The sequence below is a fragment of the Verrucomicrobium sp. BvORR034 genome (assembly GCF_000739635.1).
Classification (GTDB): domain Bacteria; phylum Verrucomicrobiota; class Verrucomicrobiia; order Verrucomicrobiales; family Verrucomicrobiaceae; genus Verrucomicrobium.
In genome coordinates this window covers 24417-43739 of sequence record NZ_BATQ01000018.1, presented here as the reverse complement: position 1 = coordinate 43739, position 19323 = coordinate 24417, and the positions used below count along the sequence as shown (strand labels likewise).

The window sequence follows — 19323 nt, the reverse complement described above, 5'->3', positions numbered from 1 at the left end:
CATCAATACACGGTCAAACTTTATCAATTTCCATTCGTCGTCGCTTCGTCCCAGACTAGGGTTCTATACCGGGGCAACCCCCGGCACGTTGTATGGAAGTCATTGGCCTTCTCTTTTTCCTCGCCTTTGTGGTGCTGGTCTTCGTCCTGCCCATTCGGGCGGCCATCGTCTCACGCGCTGCGCGGGACAAAACCGCTCAGCTTGAGGAGCAGTTGCGACAGGCTATCTCCCGCCTGACCGATCAGCAGTACCAGATGAACCAGCGCATCGGCGAGCTGGAGGGTCAACTCCGAGATGGTGCCACCCCATCCGTCAAGGCCGACCAGGCGGCAGCACCTCCGGTCTCCCCAGAACTCCAGATAGTTTCCCAACCCTCAACAGCGCCTCCGCCTCCGCCCCAGGAGCAAGTATCACCAGAGCCTGTGCTGGCGGAAACGCTGGAACCCGTTCCGGTTCCCGCCGCGGCGGAAGAAGCCGTCCCCGCACCGCTTGCTCCTCCTCCGCTGCCTCCAGCCTCGACACTGGCACCGGTGTCCACCCGCGAATCCACGACGCCTGTCATGCCTCCGCCCATGCCGTTGCCCTCTGCGGCCCGGAAGCCGGTTCAGGAAAAACCCGCCTTCACGCTGGAGCAATTCATGGGAGTGAAGCTCTTCGCCTGGCTGGGTGGTCTGGCCCTTTTCCTCGGCATCGTCTTCTTTGTGAAGTATGCGTTTGAGCAGAACCTGATCCCGCCGTCCGTGCGCACCGCCATCGGATTTGTGCTCGGCATCGGACTCACTGTGGGAGGATTGAAGTTAAGCGCCAAGAAGACCTATACGGTCCTGGCACACACGCTCAGCGCCACCGGGGTGTTGGTACTGTATGGCGTGACGTTTGCCGCCCACTCAATATACGAATTCAAACAGTTCGACAGCGTCACCACCTTTGGAGTCATGACTCTGATCACGGCTGTGGGGTTCCTGCTGGCGGTGCGGATGAATGCCATGGTGGTGGCGGTGCTGGGCATGGTGGGTGGTTTCCTCACTCCCATCCTGTGCTCCACCGGCCAGGACAACCCCTGGGGATTGTTCGGTTACATCACGCTGCTTGACCTGGGTTTGATTGCCGTGGCCAAGAAAAAACGCTGGCTCTACCTCACCGCACTGGGGGCTGCGGGGACGATCCTCATGCAGTTGGGCTGGGATACGAAGTTCTTCGCCGCCGAGGGCTACATGTACGGGCCCAAGACCTGGATCACAGTGGGAGTGTTCCTGTGGTTTGCCTTCCTCTTCACCGCCGGAGCCTGGTGGTCGAAGCGTCGTGACGGCGAGGACCTCTATCCAGTGGGCTCGGCCCTTGCGCTCTGCGGCAGCGCCCTCATCATTGCCTTTTCTTTCTTTGACCACACAGAAATCCTCCAGCGCCCCGGTCTGCTCTACACGTTGGTGCTGCTGGTGAATGTGGCCGTCCTGGCAACCGTCTGGATCGAACCCCGAGTCCGCGCCGCTCAGGCCATCGTCGGACTGCTCACCTTTACCCACCTCTCGATCTGGAGCACGCATGAGTTGACGGCTGAGATGCTGCCAGCCGCGCTGGCGATCTATCTGGTGTTTGGCTTCATGCACACTGCCTTCAGTGTGGTGTGGGCACGTCGCCATCCCGGAACACCACAGACCATTGCGGGCTTCGTGCCTGTCGTGGCGCTGCTCCTCATGATTCTTCCTGTGCTGAGGCTCCCGGCAGTGCCCTTCCTGCTCTGGCCTGCTCTCCTGTTGGTGAATCTACTCATCATCGGCCTCGCCGTAGTGACCCGGGCCCTGCTGCCGGTGCTGACGGCCATCGTCCTCACGCTCTTCACCACCCTGGCCTGGCTGCTCCGCCTGCCTGCCACCACTGGCAGCATGCCCGGCTTCCTCACCATTCTTTGCGGCTTCGCCGTGGTCTTCATCGCCGCCAGTTGTTTCCTCTCGCGCCGGATCCTGGCCACCCAGCCCAATCAGATTGGAGATCGCGACCTGCTTCCCAACAGTCTCGCCGAATGGCTGCCCATCAGCTCGGCCACGCTGCCATTCCTGCTTCTCATCATGGCGTCGCTTCACATTCCGATGCCGAATCCGGCGCCGGTCTTTGGCGCAGCGTTGGTCCTGACTCTCTTCATGCTTGGCCTCACCCGGGTCAGCGGCATTGGCAGCCTTCCACCCGTGGCCATGCTGTGCAGCCTGGGCCTGCAGATCTCCTGGCATGTGCACCGCTTTGACATCAGTTCCCCCTGGCAGCCGCTCTTCTGGTACCTGGGCTTCTATCTCCTGTTCACGCTCTATCCCTTCATCTTCCGCCAGGTCTTTGAGCGGGCGATCCTCCCCTGGGCCGCTGCAGCCCTCTCCGGAGTCGGCGCCTTCCTGCTGGTTCATGATCTGGTGAGAATCACCTGGCCCAACAACGTGATGGGCCTGCTGCCCGCCGCTTTTGCCGTGGCGCCACTGCTGAGTCTGGTGATGGTCCTGAAGCGTCACGATGCCGCCAATCCCGCACGTCTCTCGCAACTCGCCTGGTACGGCGCCGTGGGACTCTTCTTCATCACCCTCATCTTCCCGATCCAGTTCGACAGACAGTGGATCACCCTCGGCTGGTCCTTTGAAGGGGCTGCCCTCTGCTGGCTCTATCGCCGTGTGCCTCATGGCGGGCTTCGCGCCACCGGAGCCGGTCTGCTCATCGCCGCCTTCGTCCGCCTGGCCCTCAATCCTGCGGTACTTACCTATTACCCGCGCAGTGAGACGCCCATCTTGAATTGGCACCTCTACACCTACGGCCTGGCCGCCGCCGCGCTCATCCTCGCTGCCTGGTGGCTGGCTCCGCCGCGGCACAAGCTGGGGGATCTCAATTTGCGCAGCCTCTTCTGCGCCCTGGGCGGAGTGCTCCTCTTCCTGCTGTTGAATATTGAGATCGCCGACTACTTCACCGCACCCGGCCAGCGATTTATCGTCTTCAACTTCGACGGGAACTTCGGCCGCGACATGACCACCAGCATCTCCTGGGGTCTGTTCGCCCTCGGCCTGCTCGGGCTCGGCTTCTGGCTGCGCACGGCGGCGACCCGCTACGCCGGCATCGGCCTGCTCGCGATCACCTTGTTGAAGCTCTTCTTCCACGACCTCGCCAACATCGGCAGCATCTACCGCATTGGAGCCCTCATCATCGTGGCTCTCATCGCGCTTGCCGCCTCATTCCTCTACCAGAAGTTTCTGGACCGCAGCCATCCCACTGACGAAGCATGAAAACCCAGTCTTCCATTTTGACGCGGTGGCTGCCTCTCGCTCTGATGCTGACCGTGGCTTCCGCCGAGGCACAGGAAAACACACCGCCGCTGGCTGACTGGCGTCACGTGCAAAGCGTCACACCCGCCGCGGCGGGCCTTGTGCGAATCGAGATCCCCTCCAACACCCACGGCGGCGCCCAGCAGAATTTGAGTGATCTCCGCCTCATCAACCCCTCGGGAGTGGAAACCCCTTTCCTGCTGCAGTGGCCCCAACAAGACACCGTCACCACGCGGGCAGTTTCCGGATTTCGGGCTCGCCTCGAAGGTGACAAGACCTACCTGGAGATGGTGCCGCCACCCGGTGAATCCATCCGCGCGCTCACCCTGGAGACAGCCAACGCCACCTTCCTCAAAGCCGTGACGCTGGAGGGTTCCCAGGACGGAACCACCTGGCAGCCAATCGGTGAACCTGGCATTTTGTTCCGCCAGCGTGATGGCAGCAGCCGGCTTCGTCTTGCCTTTCCAGCCGGATCTTGGAAACAACTCCGTGCCGCCCTCGATGACCGGAAGTCGCCACCCGCGGCTTTCACAGGTGCCACCGTGGAACTGCCGCAGACCGCCTCGTCCACCATCAAGGAAGACGTCACGCTGACAAAGACAGAGGAACTCCCCGGCATCACCCGTCTCCATCTGACTCTACAGACACCGCAAGCCTGGCTGGGTATGCTCCGTCTGCAAACAGCGGATACGGTTTTCAGCCGGAAGGTGGTGGTTCGCAGCGCGGGCACCTCGCCTGAGGGGGCCGGCTCCCCCCTCGCAGATGGCACCGTGTTCCGACTGCAAGCAGACGAACTCAACGCCGCCTCACTGGAAATCCCCGTGCATCGTCAGGCATTGGGGGATCAACTGGTGTTGGACATTGAGAACGGGAACAGCCCGCCACTGAAGATCGACGGCGTCCAGGCCACCCGCTATCCGGTGCACCTGCTTTTTGCTGCCCAGGACTTGGGCGCCTGGAAGCTGTACAGCGGCAACCCGCTGGCCATCGCGCCGTACTATGATCTCGCTGCGCTTTCCTCTCATTTGCAGTCGGCCCAAACCAACATCGCGACAATCGGGGAGCTCCAGGCCAACCCCGGCTACCGTAAGGATGGTGTACTCGGCCAGTTTGCCGAATCAGGCAGCGCCATCGACACCAACGGCTGGCGGCGACGCAAGCCGGTGCTGATCACGCAACCTGGTGTGCAACTCCTCGAACTCGACCTTGAGGCAACCTGTCATCATGATTTCGATGATCTACGCCTCGTTCAGGACGGGCGTCAACTGCCCTACTTGGTGCTCCCGGAGCGCGTCACCCGCACGATTTCCATGCCGGCCACCCTCGCACGGGATCCCAAGCGCCCCACCTGGTCACGGTGGAAGCTGGAACTGCCTTTTGAAGATCTCTCGATGCAACGGCTGGAAATCGACACTCCATCCCGGGTTTATGAAAGAACTTTGAACATCCTGGAAAGACGCCCCAACCGTTCCGGCTCGTCGCAATACTATTCCGCCATCCTGGGAAACGTGACGGTGAGAAATCGTGAGGAGGGGAAATCCGTCACCGTGCCATTGAACACCCGGGCGGCAGGCAGGGAGATTTGGATCGAGACGGACAATGGGGACAACACGCCCATGGAGATCAGCGCCGTGCGAGGAGCTTATCAAGTGGCCCGATTGAAGTTCCAGGCCCTGCCTAGCGGGGCTCCCGTGTATTTGTACTACGACAACCCGTCGGTACCGGCCCCGCGTTATGACCTGCGGCTCGTGGAGCGTGAGCTCAATCTGGCCACCCCCTCCACCGCGACCCTGGGGCCTGAGGAGGCCGGCGCGCCGGGCAAACGCAAAGCAGAAGACGAATCCGGTGCCGGATCTGTCTTTCTGTGGGCGGCCCTCGCCGCCGTCGCGGGCGGGTTGCTGTGGGTGGTGGTGAAGTTGTTGCCTGAACAACCGGGTGGCGGGAGTGCGTCCGCGTGATGGCAGTCAGGGATCCGGCAACGCGATAGGTCTACCGCTGCGAGGTGGAGGGCGGAGTTTGCGAGGTCCATGGGTGTTGGAGGAGAACCCTCCGGGTTCGGTGCGTCGCCATGCGAAGCCCAGGAACATCCAAACTATCATCAGCAACTCACCCCCACCTCCAACCGTCGCGAAGCGTCTTGGAGTACGGTGGCTCGACACCGTTTTCAAACCGTAATCGTGCGTGAAGAACGACAACGCACAATCGAAGCCCAACATCACCGCGAACGTCAACCGGCCGGACCCAGGTTCAAGGCACCAACCAGCCTCCATCGCCCGGCGAAAGCGGCGTCAAGCCGCCAGCACTCCATGACGCTGCCGCGATCTTTGAGGTGCCAACAGGATAAAGGGCCAGAGTCCCGTGCCTCTACGCCATCAGCTCACGCACAACCTTCGGACCATCCTCCACCCCGGTGAGGCGGAAGTCGAGACCGGCGTATTTGTAGGTGAACTTCTCGTGGTTGAAACCGAGCAGGGCGAGGATGGTGGCGTGCAGGTCGCGCACGTGCATCTTGTTCTCCACGGCCTGGAAGCCAAACTCGTCAGTGGCGCCGTAGGCCTGGCCGCCTTTCACCCCGCCACCAGCCATCCACATGCTGAAGCCGTAGTGGTTGTGGTCACGACCGCGCTGTTTGCCGGCGTTGGAGCCCGGAGTAGGCAGTTCCACGGACGGAGTGCGGCCGAACTCACCGCCCCAGAAAAGGAGGGTTTCATCAAACAACCCGCGCATCTTCAAGTCGGTCATGAGTGCGCCGATTGGCTTGTCCGTGCGCTCGGCGAGCTTCTGGTGTTCCAGGATCTCATCGTGGTTGTCCCAAGGCTGGCCGTCGCCGGTCCAGAGTTGCAGGAAACGCACCCCGCGCTCCAGGAGACGACGGGCAATGAGGCACTGACGGGCAAAGGCGTGTTCCCGGCCCGGCTTGGCACCGTACATGTCGATCACCCACTGGGGTTCCTTGCTGATGTCAAAGGCGTCGCTGGCCTCCATCTGCATGCGATAGGCCAGTTCATAGCTCTGCACCCGCGCCTCCAGCTGCTGGTCCTTTTGACGCTCGGCGAGGTGGCGCTCGTTGAGCTGGGTCAGCAGATCCAGTTGGCGGCGCTGCTGTTTGAAGTCCAGCGAGGGGTTCTTGATGAACTCAACCAGCTTCTCCACCTCTTCATTGTTGGTGTTGATGTAGGTCCCCTGATAGGCGCTGGGAAGGAAGGCCGACTGCCAGTTCTTGGTGCGGCGGATGGGCATGCCGCCCGGGCACATGGCAATGTAACCCGGCAGATTCTGGTTTTCCGAACCCAGACCGTAGGTGATCCAGGATCCGAGACTTGGACGGTTCAGACGCGACTCGCCGCAGTTCATGAGCCCCAACGAAGGCTCATGGTTCGGCACATCCGCGTGCATCGATCGGATCACGCACATGTCGTCCGCATGCTGGGCCGTGTGGGAGAACAGATCGCTCACCTCCAGACCGCTCTGACCATATTTCCTGAACTCGAAGGGAGACTTCAACCCTGCGCCCGTGGGACGCTCCGTGCGCAACGTGTTCGGAAGGACCTTGCCATCATACTTGGTCAGCATGGGCTTGGGATCAAACGTGTCCACATGAGACGGCCCCCCGTTCATGAACAGATGCACCACCCGCTTGGCCTTGGGGGCATACTGGGAACTGCGCTGGGCCAGGGGATTGCTCACCGCCGCAGACGCCATACCGCCAAACAACTGACCCAGCGCCATCGTGCCAAACCCCATGCCGATGCGATTCAGCATCTGCCGGCGGGTCAGGAAGGAGTGTTCTGGATTGAAACCGTGGTGGGACATAGGGATTGCGGAAGGGGGAGTTCGGAAAGCGGAATGCTCGCGTGCTTATTCGACAAATTGGAACTCGTTGCTCATAAGCAATACGTGGGCGAGCTGTGAAAGGGGGCTCTGGGGGCGGGCGAGATTGAGCGGCCAGTTGCCGGGGCCGACGAAATCGCGACCGGAATCAGTCCAGACCGTGAAACCGGTGGCGGCGGAGTCCTGGCGCTCAATGCGCGGAGTCCAGCGGTAGCCGTCGTTGGTATTGTCTCTCTTCGGCCCAGCCGTGGCACAGAAGTCCAGCACCTCACCGGCCTTCACTTCCAGGCGGTCCACACCCATGTTGCGGCCCGTGTTGGGGGCAACTGGGGCCTCTTTCACCAACCCGGTGCGGCTGCTGACGATCCAGCCCGTGACACCGTCGCCATTCGGGCTGCCATGCTGGAGCGTGCCGGAGATGCGAATGACAGCGTCCGATGGAGCCACCCAGCGAATGATGTTCGCCATGTCACCATCGCCAACGTGGCTGGTGATCGTGCCGGCTGAAAGGCGGGCGAAGGTGTAGTTGGAAACCGGATCAGGGACCTTGTCTCCACCCTGCCAGACAATGCCCATTTTCTTGTCGTTGAAGAATTTCTTGAAGGCGTTGAACTGCACCTGCACCGGGCCGTTGGGGGTGTCGCGCTTCACATTGCCGTATCCGTATGCCCAGGTGAAGGGGCTGTTGCTCTGGAGAGAGGTCGCATCATTGACGAAACGGCCGGCCAACTCCACCTCATCAGGGGAAGGTTCGCGGAGCAACACCTGCCGATAGAGCACCTTCAGGCTCTCCGAATCGATGCCGCTGTTGTTCGCAGGCACCTTCTGCGCCACCTGGTCGGCCCGGGATTTCATGAACGGGCTGTTCATGAGGAAGAGCGTCTGCTGCGGCACGGTGGTGACGAAGCGCTGCGGGCTCAGCGTATCAGGGTTCGCAAAGTCAAATGTGGCGGGCACGGTGGCCTGCTCGTACCGGTTCACAAACAAGTACACGCTGCGACGGCTGTCGGCGTCCGGGGTCTCGGGCAGGGTGGAGCGCCCGCCCGCCTTGGCCACATTCAAAGCCCCGCTGACCTGCAGGAGGTTGTCCCGCATGTTTTCATAGTCCATGCGCTGGCGGTTGAAGTGGGAGAGCAGGTTGTTTTCCGCATCCTTGAGCTCTTTCTCCGGCGTGGTGGCAGAGCTCTGCTGGTAGGTGCGGGAGGTCAGGATCAGGCGGTGAAGCTTCTTCAAAGACCAGCCCTGCTCCATGAAGGTCGCAGCGAGGTAGTCCAGAAGGGCGGCCTGATCCGGCTTGGGCGTCTGCACGCCGAAGTCAGTGGGCTGGCTGACGAGTGGCTTGCCAAAGTGGTGCATCCACACGCGGTTCACGATGACACGCGCAGTCAGGGGGTTGTCCTTGCTGGCGATCAGTTTGGCGAGCTCAAGACGTCCGCTGCCTTCGCTGAACTTCTGGCCACCCAGCGCAGTGAGGAAACCACGCGGTGCTGGCTCACCCTGACGCCCGGGATTCCCACGGATCATCACTTTCACATCCGCGGGCTTCTCCTTGTCGAGCATCACCATGGCGCGCTGCGGGGCTCCTTCGGAGGTCAACTCCAGCTTGGTGATCTTGTTCTCCAGCTGGGTCATGTGCTCCCGGTCCTTCCGGGTGAAGAAACGGTCGATCTGTTCCACCGGCACCGACATGGGAGACTTGCCATCCATCAGCATCGCGCGCACCGCCTGCCAGTCGGCGTTGTCGGGCTCCTTGCCAGTGATGCAGGTCACAAACACATCGCTGTAAAGACCCGCCACATCGTCGAAAGTCTTGGGCGCAGGCCGCTTGGCCAGCTCGTTCTTCACCACCGCATTGACCGGGCTCTCTGGTCTGGTGAGCTCCTGAACCAATGCAGGGGCCTTCGCGGCGAATTCGCCATCTGGCAGGTCGGAGAGCTTCTTCCACGCCAGCATCACAGGATGCGGCTTTGCCACATAGGCGTTGCGCTTCACCATGTCGCGCAGTCCGTCTGCATAGCGGTCACGCAGCTTGGCCTTGCCCGCCTCGCCGCGGAACTGTTCGCTCTGAAGCTCCAGCGCCTTGCGGGCGAACACGAGATACTCCTTCAACCGGGCACTGTTGCGGATGTCGCCATAGACCTCCTGACGGAAGGTCTGCATCTCCTTCTCGATCGCCGCCACCTTGCTCTTGAAGTCCTCGGCAGCCGCCTTGTCGGTCGCTTCCCCGATCACCGGCAGCTTGTCCGGCGTCTCGCTGGAGTTGAAGACGCTGTACAGCGCATAGTAGTCCTTGCTCGGGATGGGGTCGTACTTGTGGTCGTGGCAGCGGGCGCAGGCAACAGTGAGCCCCAGCATGCCGCGGCTCACCACGTCAATGCGGTCATCATTCTGCAACAACCTGTCCCCGAGGAAATAATCTCCGATGGTGAGGAAGCCGAGGGCTGCCAGAGACGGATCAGCCTGCCCTTGTGCGGGGGGCAGAAGCTTGTCCGCCGCCAGCTGCTGGGTGATGAACTGATCATACGGCAGGTCTTTGTTCAGCGCCTGCACCACCCAGTCACGATAGGTGTAGGAGTACGGGAACCGGTTGTCCACGCCGCCGGCACGGTAGCCGTCCACGTCCGAATAACGAGCGACATCCAACCAATGCCGTGCCCAGCGCTCGCCATAGCGGGGTGAATCAAGCAACCGATCCACCAGCTTCGCCACCGCATCGGGCGACTTGTCGTTCACAAACTTCTGCAGATCTTCAAACGTCGGTTGCAGACCGGTGAGGTCCAGATAGATGCGACGGCCCAGCGTGGCTCGGTCTACCACCGGGGCAAAGGCCATTCCAGCCTCCTCCAGTTTGGCGGCCACGTGCTTGTCCACGTCGTTCTTCACCTCGCCCTTGAGCTTGGTGAGGGCGGGCTCAGCTGGTTTCGTGACCTTTTGGAAGGCCCAATGCTCCTGCCAGGAGGGCTTGTCATGATGCCCCACGGCCTGTTCTTTTTCTTGAGGCCAGGGGAGACCCATCGCCACCCATTTCTCCAGGGAGGCCACTTGGGAGGCGCTCAGCTTGTCCCCTTTTTTAGGCATGGCCTCCACGCCCGGAGCGTGCTTCACGGCCTTGAGCAGCTTGCCCCCCTCGGGATTGCCCGCCACCACGATCTGACCGTAGTCGCTGCCTCGCAAGATCGCGGCCCGGGAGTCCAGCCGGAGGCCGTTCTCGTGCCGGTGCCCACCATGGCAGTCCTGGCAGCTCTCCACCAGAATGGGCCGGATGTTCTTCTCAAAAAACTCGATCTGATCTCCAGAAAACGTCGGCTGGGCTTCCGCCGCAGCCAAAAGTCCAGGAGCAGCGGCAATCAGGCCGCCCAGAAGGGTGCGAATGGAGAATGTTTGGGCCATCGGGAGGGGATTCCGCAGCAGAGTGAGAAACGGGCGGCCACGGATATAGGATACGCACGCCAGTGCCCGTTCTTTCGGCCTGCCGAGCGGTTGCGGGCAGCAACTAAGCTGCCAGCAACCGGCACAAATTCAATCCCCGGGAAGCCCTTACGCCCCCTCAGGAGTACCATGAGGCACCGTGTGGGGCAGCTTCAGGGACTCTGGGGTGTCCTTGATCTCCTTGCGATCCTTCATGAACTTGGCGATCACCACGTAGAAGACCGGGGTGAAAATCAAGCCGAAGAAGGTGACCCCGAGCATGCCGTAGAACACGGCCGTCCCCAGCGCGTTACGCATTTCCGCGCCAGCCCCCTTGGCCAGCACGAGTGGCAACACACCGAGGATGAAGGCGAAGCTCGTCATCAAGATGGGACGGAGACGCAGTCGGCAGGCCTCGACTGCCGCATCGAACCGGGACATGCCCAGGTCCTGCTGCTGTCGCGCGAACTCCACGATGAGAATGGCGTTCTTCGACGCCAGACCCACCAGCACCACCAGACCGATCTGGGTGAAGATGTTATTGTCCATGCCCGAAATCCACACCCCGCCGATGGCGCTGAGGAGACACATCGGCACGATCAAGATCACCGCCAGCGGCAGGGCCCAGCTCTCATACTGGGCAGAGAGCACGAGGAAGACAAACAGCACGCACAGCGGGAAGATGTACACGATGGAGTTCCCCGCCAGGATCTGCTGATAGGTGAGGTCGGTCCACTCATAATCGAAGCCCTCCGGCAAATGCTGTTTGGCCAGCTCGTCCACCCGTTGGATCATCTCCCCCGAACTGATTTCCGCCGAGGTGCTGCCGCTGATGTCGGACGAGACAAACATGTTGTACCGCTGCACACGATCCGCACCGCCGATACGCTCCACCTTCACCAGGGCTCCCAGGGGCACCATTTCCCCGTTCATGTTCCGGGTGCGCAGACGCCCAATATCCTCCGGCTTCATACGATTCGCCGGCTCCGCCATAGCCATCACCTGCCAGGTGCGGCCGAAGAGGTTGAAGTCGTTCACATACGTCGAGCCCAGATAGGTCTGGAGGGTGTCGTTGATTGCGGAGATGGAGACGTTCATCGTCTTGGCCCGCTCGCGATCGATCACCAGGTTAAACTGCGGGTTGTTCGACCGGAAGCCGGTGATCATGGAGGAGAACCCAGGTTCGGCGGTCAGGGCGTCCAGGAACTTGCGCGTGGCAGCTTCCAGGGCGGGCAGACCGGCGTTGTTCAGGTCTTCCACCTGGAGCTTGAAGCCCCCGGCGTTACCGAGACCACGCAACGGCGGCGGCGGAAGGACGAGCACACGTGCTTCCTGGATATCGGCAAACTTCTTGCGCAGCGTGGCCATCAGAGCATCGGCACTGAGCGAGGGATCGGTGCGATTCTCGAACTCATCAGGAATGATGAAGCAGGCGCCCAGATTGCTCTGGTTGGCCTGAAGCACGTTCGAGTAGCCGGAGATGGCGAAGGTGTGGGCCACCCCGGGAGTCTCGCGAGCGAGGGCATCCACCCGGCGCACGATTTCGTCAGAGCGCTCGAAGGAGGCCCCGTCCGGCAGCTGGATCACCGTCATGAAATAACCCATGTCCTGGGCCGGAATGAAGCCGGTGGGCACCTTCTTGAAAGCGTGTACGGCAAAGGCGATCAAGCCACCATAGATCAGCAAGGACAGGATGGCATGACGGATGACCTTCGCGATGCTCTTGGCATACATCTCCGACATGGCGCCGAAGACCCGGTTGAAGATGCGGAAGAACCAGCCCAGGAGCCCTTCGATGATCCTCGTCATGATGTCCGGCTTGGCCTCGTGGTGCCGGAGGAGCAGCGCGGCCAGCGCCGGGGAAAGCGTGAGCGAGTTGATCGCGGAGATCACCGTGGACGCCGCGATGGTAAGGGCGAACTGGCGGTAGAACTCACCCGTGATGCCGCCCAGGAAGGCGGTCGGCACGAACACCGCGCAGAGCACCAGGGCGATGGCCACCACAGGGCCGGTCACTTCCTTCATGGCCCTCAGGGTGGCCTCTCGGGGTGTGAAGCCCTTGGCCAGATACCGTTCCACGTTTTCCACCACCACGATGGCATCATCCACCACAATCCCGATGGCCAGCACCAGACCGAAAAGAGAGAGGTTGTTTAACGAGAACCCGAAGGCTGACATCACCGCCAGGGTACCCACCAGCGACACCGGCACGGCAAGGAGCGGAATCACAGAAGCGCGCCAGCTCTGCAGGAAGACCACCACCACCAGCACCACCAGCAGCACGGCTTCCACCAGGGTGTGAAGCACCGCCTTCATGGAGGAGCGCACGAACTTCGTCGGGTCGTAGTTGATGCTGTAGTCCACACCAGGCGGGAAGCGCTTGCTGATGTCCTCCATGGCCGCATACACGGCGTCAGAGGTCTGGAGCGCGTTCGTACCGGGAAGCTGGAACACCCGCAGTGAGACCGAGTTCTTGCCGTCGCGATAGCTCTTCACGGCATAATCCTTCCCACCCAGCTCGATACGGGCCACGTCTTGCAGACGGATCACATCCCCACTGCCCCCCGTACGCAACACGATACGACCGAACTGCTCCGCGCTGCGCAGACGTCCCTGCGTAGTGAGCGTGTACTGGAACTGCAGTCCGCTGGGAGCAGGCGGTTGACCCAACTGGCCCGCAGCCACCTGCACGTTCTGCTCGCGGATGGCACTGACCACATCACCCGCCGTCAGATTGCGCACCGCCAGCTTCTCCGGATCCAGCCAGATGCGCATCGTGAAGTCCAGGCCGCCTAATGTGGAGGCCTCCGCCACGCCGGGCACACGGGCAATGCGGTTCTGCACCTGCAGGTTCACATAGTTCGCCAAATACAACACATCTCGCGTGTCATCGGGCGAGTAGAACTGAATGGCCATCGTCAAATCTGGCGACCGCTTGAGAGCCGTCACCCCAAGTCGGCGAACCTCTTCCGGCAGACGCGGCAGCGCCGCATTCACACGGTTCTGCACCAGCACCTGTGCCTGGTTCAAGTCCGTACCCAGCTTGAAGGTCACGGTGATCGACAATCGACCGTCACTGGTCGAAGACGAGGAGAGATACAACATGTTCTCCACCCCGTTGATTTCCTGTTCCAGTGGTGTCGCCACCGTGTCCGCAAGCACCTCAGCGTTGGCACCAGGATAGGTTGCACTCACCACCACCGTAGGAGGGACCACTTCCGGATACTGAGAAACGGGCAATTGGAAATAAGCCAGTCCACCCAAAAGCGTGATGACAATGCTCACCACGGCCGCAAACACGGGGCGGTCTACGAAAAACTTCGGCAAATTCATGAAATAAGAGAGGGGTAATTTTTGCGATCCGCGGTGTCAGCACCACGTGTCGGATCTCATTCCTAATTCCTAATTCAGAATTCCTAATTTTTAGGCGCCGCTGATGCGGTCACTTCTGCCTTGGGAGAACCAGCACCCGGCAGCGCCATCGGCTCCTCGGTGGCGGCTACGCTCACGCCGTTGCGGATGTTCATGAGGCCGTTGATGACGACTTTCTCACCCGCCTTCAGGCCGGAGCGGACGACGCGGAGGCCGTCTTCCATCGGACCCACCTCGACGGGGCGGTACTCGGCCTTGTTCTCGCCGTTGATGACGAAGACATAGGTGCGGCCCTGATCATTGCCGATGGCGTTGTCGCGCACCAGGAAGGCTTCGTATTCTCCTGAACCTGGGATGCGGACACGGGCGAAGAAGCCGGGGGCCATCAGCTTGTCGGCATTGGCAAACACACCGCGAGACCGAATGGTGCCGGTGTCAGGGCGGAGCTGGTTGTCCACGAAGTCGATGATGCCCTTGCGTGGGAATCCGGCCTCGTTGGAGAGGCCCATCTGGGCTTCCACGGTTTCAAAGATCGCGCTGCGGCGTTTGCCGTCGCGGTAGAGCTGGCGGTACTTCAGCGCGCTCTGTTCATCCACCTCGATATAACAATAGATCGGGTCCAAGGAAACAATCGTCGTCAGCAGCGTGGAATCCTTCTCACCGCCGGTCACGAGGTTCCCTTCTGTGACAGGGGCATTGCTGATGCGGCCGCTGATGGGCGCGCGCACGCTGGTGAACTCCAGATTCAGCTGGGCCGTTTTGAGCGCTGCATCCGCCACCCGCACGGCGGCATCGGCTTCGGCGGCGGCCTTGAGCCGGGAATCATAGTCCTCTGCCGCAATGGCGCGGGATTTGATCAACGTTTCCGCCCGTTTGGATTCATTGCGGGCCAGTTCCGAACGGGTCCGATTGCGGTCCAGCTCGGCTTTGGCACCTTCCACGGCGGCTTCGTAGGGTCGGGGGTCGATCGTCACCAGCAGATCGCCAGCATTGACCTCAGCACCTTCCTTGAAATGGATCTTCTCCAGATAGCCGCCCACGCGGGCGCGCAGGTTCACCATCTTGGGCGACTCCAGACGTCCCACAAACTCGTCCCACTCCATGATCTTCTTCACGACCGGTGCTGCCACGGTGACCTTGGGGGTGGATGCCGCGCCAGCTGTGCCGCTGGCCTTTTTCTGGCATGAGGTGATGGCCAGGCCAGACAGGCCTGCAACCGCGAGAAGGAACAATGGAGCGCGTTGGATCATGTGAAATTCGTGGGGTATTTTGCCAGCCCTGCAGGTTGGACCACCCGCCATCCAGCGAAAGCGGGGTAATGGCTGTACGTCCGAAGGGGTCAAACAGTTGCAAGTGTACACTTGCATTTTGACCCCGGGAAAATCTGCATGGGCATCCTACAAACACCCATTTTCAGCCGGGCTGGACAGGAAAAGTCCGTGACGTTTTTGCCCGGAAATGCCTTCAGACTGTGGAGCCAGCACATTATGCCCGAGGATGAGCATCTTCGTACACTTCTTTCATCCGCTCAGTGGTGACGTGAGTGTAGATCTGCGTGGTGCTCAGGCTGGCATGACCCAGGAGGGTCTGCACGCTGCGCAGGTCCGCGCCATTGTTGAGCAAATGCGTGGCAAAGCTGTGCCGTAGCTTGTGAGGCGTCACCTGCACGGGCAGACCGGAGAGTTTCCAGTACTTTTCCACCACGTTGTTGATGGCCTGATTCGTCATGCGCTTGCCCACCTTGCTGCGAAAGAGAGGGCCTGAATACACTCCCAGACGGCTTTGATACCGCTGCATCGCCCGGATGGCGGGACCACCCACGGGGCAGATGCGCTCCTTCCTGCCCTTCCCGATCACTCGAAGGGTCTCCGAGTACACATCCACGTCCTCCACGTTCAGGGAGGCCAGCTCACTGATACGAACACCGGTGCTGTAGAACAGCTCCAGAATGGCCGCATCCCGCTCTGGAGCCCACGCAGGAGCCTGCTTTTCACGAGGAGTGTTCAGGGGCAGATTCAGCAGCGTTTCCACCTGGCTCAACGTCAGCACCACCGGCAGCTTCTTCTCGAGCTTGGGAAGTTGCACCTCTAGGAGAGGATTCTTGATGAGGCCCCGACGGCGCGTCAGAAACTTGAAGAATGACCGTAGGGCGGCGAAGTGCAGACGGATGGTGGAACGGCCCAGTTCCGCCTTCATCTGCTCAAACAGATAAAGGCGAAAGTCGTCCGGGGTGAGCGCCTCCCACGTCATGCTCGCCGGCTGACTCTTCCGGAACGTACTCATGGCATGCCGGTAGTTCTCCAACGTCTTGGGAGAGGCTGACCGTTCCACCTCCATGAATGTGAGAAAGTCCATCTCCAGTTCCGACCGCTCCATGCCCTCAGGCACCCGACGGGTAGGAGCCTCTTTTTTGCCTGACTTTCTGGGGACAGCGGTGGCCATGACGGCCCCATCTTCTCGCAGGATTCGCTTTTTTGCCAATCTGGTCTAACCAAGATATTCAACCTTTCCCCTTTTCCCACCCGTCTCTCATGCTCACGAAGCGCATCATCCCCTGCCTGGACGTCAACAACGGCCGCGTCGTCAAAGGCACCAAGTTCCTGGAACTGCGTGATGCCGGGGACCCGGTCGAGTGTGCGGTGGCCTACAATGACCAGGGGGCGGACGAACTGGTCTTCCTGGACATCACGGCCTCCAGTGATGAAAGACGCACGATCATTGATGTGGTAGAACGCACCGCCGAGCGTTGCTTCATGCCCGTTACCGTGGGCGGAGGCATCCGCACCGTGGCTGACATGCGCACGATGCTGCTGGCAGGTGCCGACAAAGTCAGTTTGAATACCGCAGCGCTTTTTAATCCGGGTGTGATCGACGAAGGCGCTGCCGCTTTCGGCTGCCAAGCCCTCGTGGTCGCCATCGACGCCAAGCGCAATGACCGGGGTTCATGGTCCGTGTACACCCACGGTGGACGCAAACTGGCCCTGCGGGATGGCCAGGAAATCGATGCCGTGGAATGGGCCGCCGAGGCCTGCCGCCGTGGTGCGGGCGAAATTCTCCTCACCAGCATGGACGCTGACGGCACCAAGGCAGGCTACGACCTCCCCCTGAACCGGGCCGTGAGCGAAGCCGTCACCATCCCCGTGATTGCCAGCGGCGGCGCAGGCAATCTCGATCACATGGTGGATGTCCTCCAGGAGGGCAAGGCTGACGCCGTGCTCGCCGCGAGCATCTTCCACTTCGGTGAGTACACGGTGGGCGATGTGAAGCGCCACCTGGCCAGCAAGGGCATCCCCGTGCGGCTGTAAAAGGGATCCCCGCCAGCTCTAAGCACCTGACAGGGCTGCGAGACGCTGTCTCCAGCACATCAGCCCCTCCCAGTCCCGGCATCCCACCGACGCGAGGATTGCCACCTGGGCGGCGGCGCGGCTGGGGCTCAATTCCCACGCCTGCCCCGCCAGCGCAAGAGCCTCTTCAGGCTGCTGCTGGCGGAGGGCCTGGGCTCCCAGAAGTCGCAATCCTGCGGCCGCAGCATCCAGGCTCAGGAGAGGCTCCAAGTCCGTACTGCAACGACGGCAGGCGAGGTTGGCATCCTCGATCTCGTTGAACTTGCCACAGGCAGGGCAGGTGATGGAGCGCACAGGCATGGGGCATTCAATCTTCGAGGTAAAACAGGACGTCGCCCAAGGCGTCAGAATGCTTCGATAGCAGACTCCACTCCTGGCCTGTGATCGCGGTACCAATGAGATCCAGCAGGCGTCGGATCTCACCGGCGTCATCATCGGACACACCTTTGTCCAATAGCAACTCAGCGCGCTGCTGAAGGGATTTTGCCGTAGCAAGCAAGGACGCCTGATTCAAATCGCTGTCCTCCTCGTCTGCGCCGTCGAAGTGCCCATCCTCTTCGGCGGAATCTCCAGCGATTGCGTCATAGTAACTCTCCAGATTGGCCCGGGCAGCTTTCAGGTCGAGCAGGTGCTGTCCTCGCGTATCCAGCACCACCGTCTTGGCAAGCCGCGTGCTTTTCTCCGTGGCGGTGACCTTGAGCATCCCGTTGAGGTCCAGGTGAAACTCTACAATGATGGGACTGTCTTCCGGGGCAGTGGGAGAAAGCCCGGACACAACGAAATCTCCCACGAGGAGATTGCCCTCGGGCAACGCGCTCTCCCCCTGATACACCTCCACATTCACCTCTTTCTGGCCGGGGATCAGGGTGTAGAAAGTCTTGGCCCGCTTTGCGGGAAGAGGCGTGTTCCGATTCACGATCGGATCACAGACCAAGCTGTGCTGCACGTTTTGATCCAGCACCGCCACGCTGTAGCTATGTGGAGTGATGTCCACCAGAATGGCCCGCTGCGGTTGCCCGGCGATGATGGCCCCCTGGACAGCCGCCCCCATGGCGACGATGAGATCCGGGTTGATCTCAAAATGAGCCTCAAGTCCCAGCCGCTCTCTGAGCAAATCCTGCACCGCCGGCGTCCGTGTGGCTCCGCCCACAAGCATGATCTTGCCCACCTCCGCGCTGGTCATGCCCGCGTCACGCAACGTGCTGTGCAGGCAGGTCAGCGTCTTCTCCAGCCAGGGCTCGATCATTTCCTCGTACTCAGCGCGTGACACCTCTGTGTCGAGGTGCTGACCGGCCTGCAAATACTCCTCCTGCACTTGAACAAAGGTTTCTTCAGACAGGCGGATCTTGGCGGACTCCATGGTGCCTTTCAGCCGCCTCCGCACCAGATCAGGGAGCTCGCCTTCCGTGCGGTGCCGCGAGCGAAAACGCTCCGAGGCAAGCCGGACAAGCTCCTCATCAAAGTCATCGCCGCCCAGATGGGTGTCTCCATGGCTGGCCTTCACCTCGACCACCCCGGATTCCACGCGCACCAGAGAGACATCGAAGGTGCCGCCGCCCAGGTCATAAACCAGCATGGTCTCCCCTTCCTGACGGCCGGCCCCATAGGCGAGCGCTGCCGCAGTGGGTTCGTTGATGATCCGGACGACATCCAGACCGGCCAGCTCCCCCGCAACCTGGGTGGCCTTGCGCTGGCGCTCATTGAAGAACGCCGGCACCGTGATCACCGCCTTTTTCACCGGCACCCCCAGCTCTGTCTCAGCGGCCAGCTTCAGCTCCTTAAGGATCAGCGCACTGACCTCCTCTGGAGAAAGCTCCCGGTCACCCAGCGTGACCTTCGTGTCCTCTCCCATGAGCCTCTTGATGGAGGTGATGGTGCGCTCTGGAGCAGAGATCTGCTGATTCTTGGCGGCCTGCCCCACGATGAGTTTCCCGGTGGGGTCCAGCCCCACGGCACTTGGCATCGTGGGCTGGCCGTGAACGGGAAGGATTCGAGGCGCGCCGTCTTCCACCACGCAAACGGCGGAGTTCGTGGTTCCAAGGTCAATGCCTGCAATAACTTCGTACATGATGTAA

At 61.2% G+C, this 19323-nt stretch carries 10 protein-coding genes; 3 read left to right on the top strand and 7 right to left on the bottom strand.

Annotation, left to right across the window (positions count from 1 at the left end; genetic code table 11):
- Positions 1–92 precede the first annotated feature (92 nt).
- Together BV034_RS04100 and BV034_RS04095 are read left to right on the top strand one after the other, a co-directional pair.
- Positions 93–3254: a DUF2339 domain-containing protein gene (locus BV034_RS04100; protein WP_050024397.1), complete on the top strand. Its 3162-nt coding sequence runs from the start codon at positions 93–95 to the stop codon at positions 3252–3254.
- A complete protein-coding gene (locus BV034_RS04095) occupies positions 3251–5251 on the top strand; it encodes a DUF3999 family protein (protein ID WP_050024395.1) in 2001 nt (666 codons plus the stop codon). The genes BV034_RS04100 and BV034_RS04095 overlap by 4 nt, the downstream gene beginning before the upstream one ends.
- A gap of 406 nt (positions 5252–5657) precedes the next feature.
- Here BV034_RS04095 and BV034_RS04090 read toward each other — a convergent pair whose 3' ends face one another.
- From BV034_RS04090 to xerA, 5 genes are all read right to left on the bottom strand, one after another.
- Positions 5658–7106 carry a DUF1501 domain-containing protein gene (locus BV034_RS04090; RefSeq protein ID WP_050024394.1) on the bottom strand — a complete coding sequence of 483 codons (1449 nt, stop codon included), beginning with the start codon at positions 7104–7106 and terminating at the stop codon, positions 5658–5660.
- A gap of 45 nt (positions 7107–7151) precedes the next feature.
- The gene (locus tag BV034_RS04085) at positions 7152–10514 is read right to left on the bottom strand and encodes a PSD1 and planctomycete cytochrome C domain-containing protein (protein WP_050024392.1); all 3363 of its coding nucleotides are present in this window, start codon (positions 10512–10514) and stop codon (positions 7152–7154) included.
- A gap of 147 nt (positions 10515–10661) precedes the next feature.
- Positions 10662–13865 (bottom strand): multidrug efflux RND transporter permease subunit, encoded by a 3204-nt coding sequence (locus tag BV034_RS04080; RefSeq protein WP_050024390.1) that lies wholly within the window; start codon positions 13863–13865, stop codon positions 10662–10664.
- 83 nt (positions 13866–13948) lie between these two features.
- Positions 13949–15154, bottom strand: coding sequence for an efflux RND transporter periplasmic adaptor subunit (locus tag BV034_RS04075; RefSeq protein WP_050024388.1), 1206 nt, complete (start codon positions 15152–15154; stop codon positions 13949–13951).
- A gap of 235 nt (positions 15155–15389) precedes the next feature.
- The gene (gene xerA / locus BV034_RS04070; protein WP_081887560.1) at positions 15390–16346 is read right to left on the bottom strand and encodes a site-specific tyrosine recombinase/integron integrase; all 957 of its coding nucleotides are present in this window, start codon (positions 16344–16346) and stop codon (positions 15390–15392) included.
- A gap of 89 nt (positions 16347–16435) precedes the next feature.
- Here xerA and hisF point away from each other — a divergent pair, with 89 nt between their 5' ends.
- Positions 16436–17209, top strand: a complete 774-nt coding sequence (gene hisF / locus BV034_RS04065) for an imidazole glycerol phosphate synthase subunit HisF (protein ID WP_050024386.1) — start codon at positions 16436–16438, stop codon at positions 17207–17209.
- Between the two features lie 18 nt (positions 17210–17227).
- On the opposite strand, the gene BV034_RS04060 is transcribed toward hisF, so the two are convergent.
- On the bottom strand, positions 17228–17548 hold the full coding sequence (locus tag BV034_RS04060) for a hypothetical protein (RefSeq protein ID WP_050024384.1): 321 nt from the start codon (positions 17546–17548) through the stop codon (positions 17228–17230).
- 7 nt (positions 17549–17555) lie between these two features.
- Positions 17556–19316 carry an Hsp70 family protein gene (locus tag BV034_RS04055; RefSeq protein WP_050024383.1) on the bottom strand — a complete coding sequence of 587 codons (1761 nt, stop codon included), beginning with the start codon at positions 19314–19316 and terminating at the stop codon, positions 17556–17558.
- Positions 19317–19323: the final 7 nt, after the last annotated feature.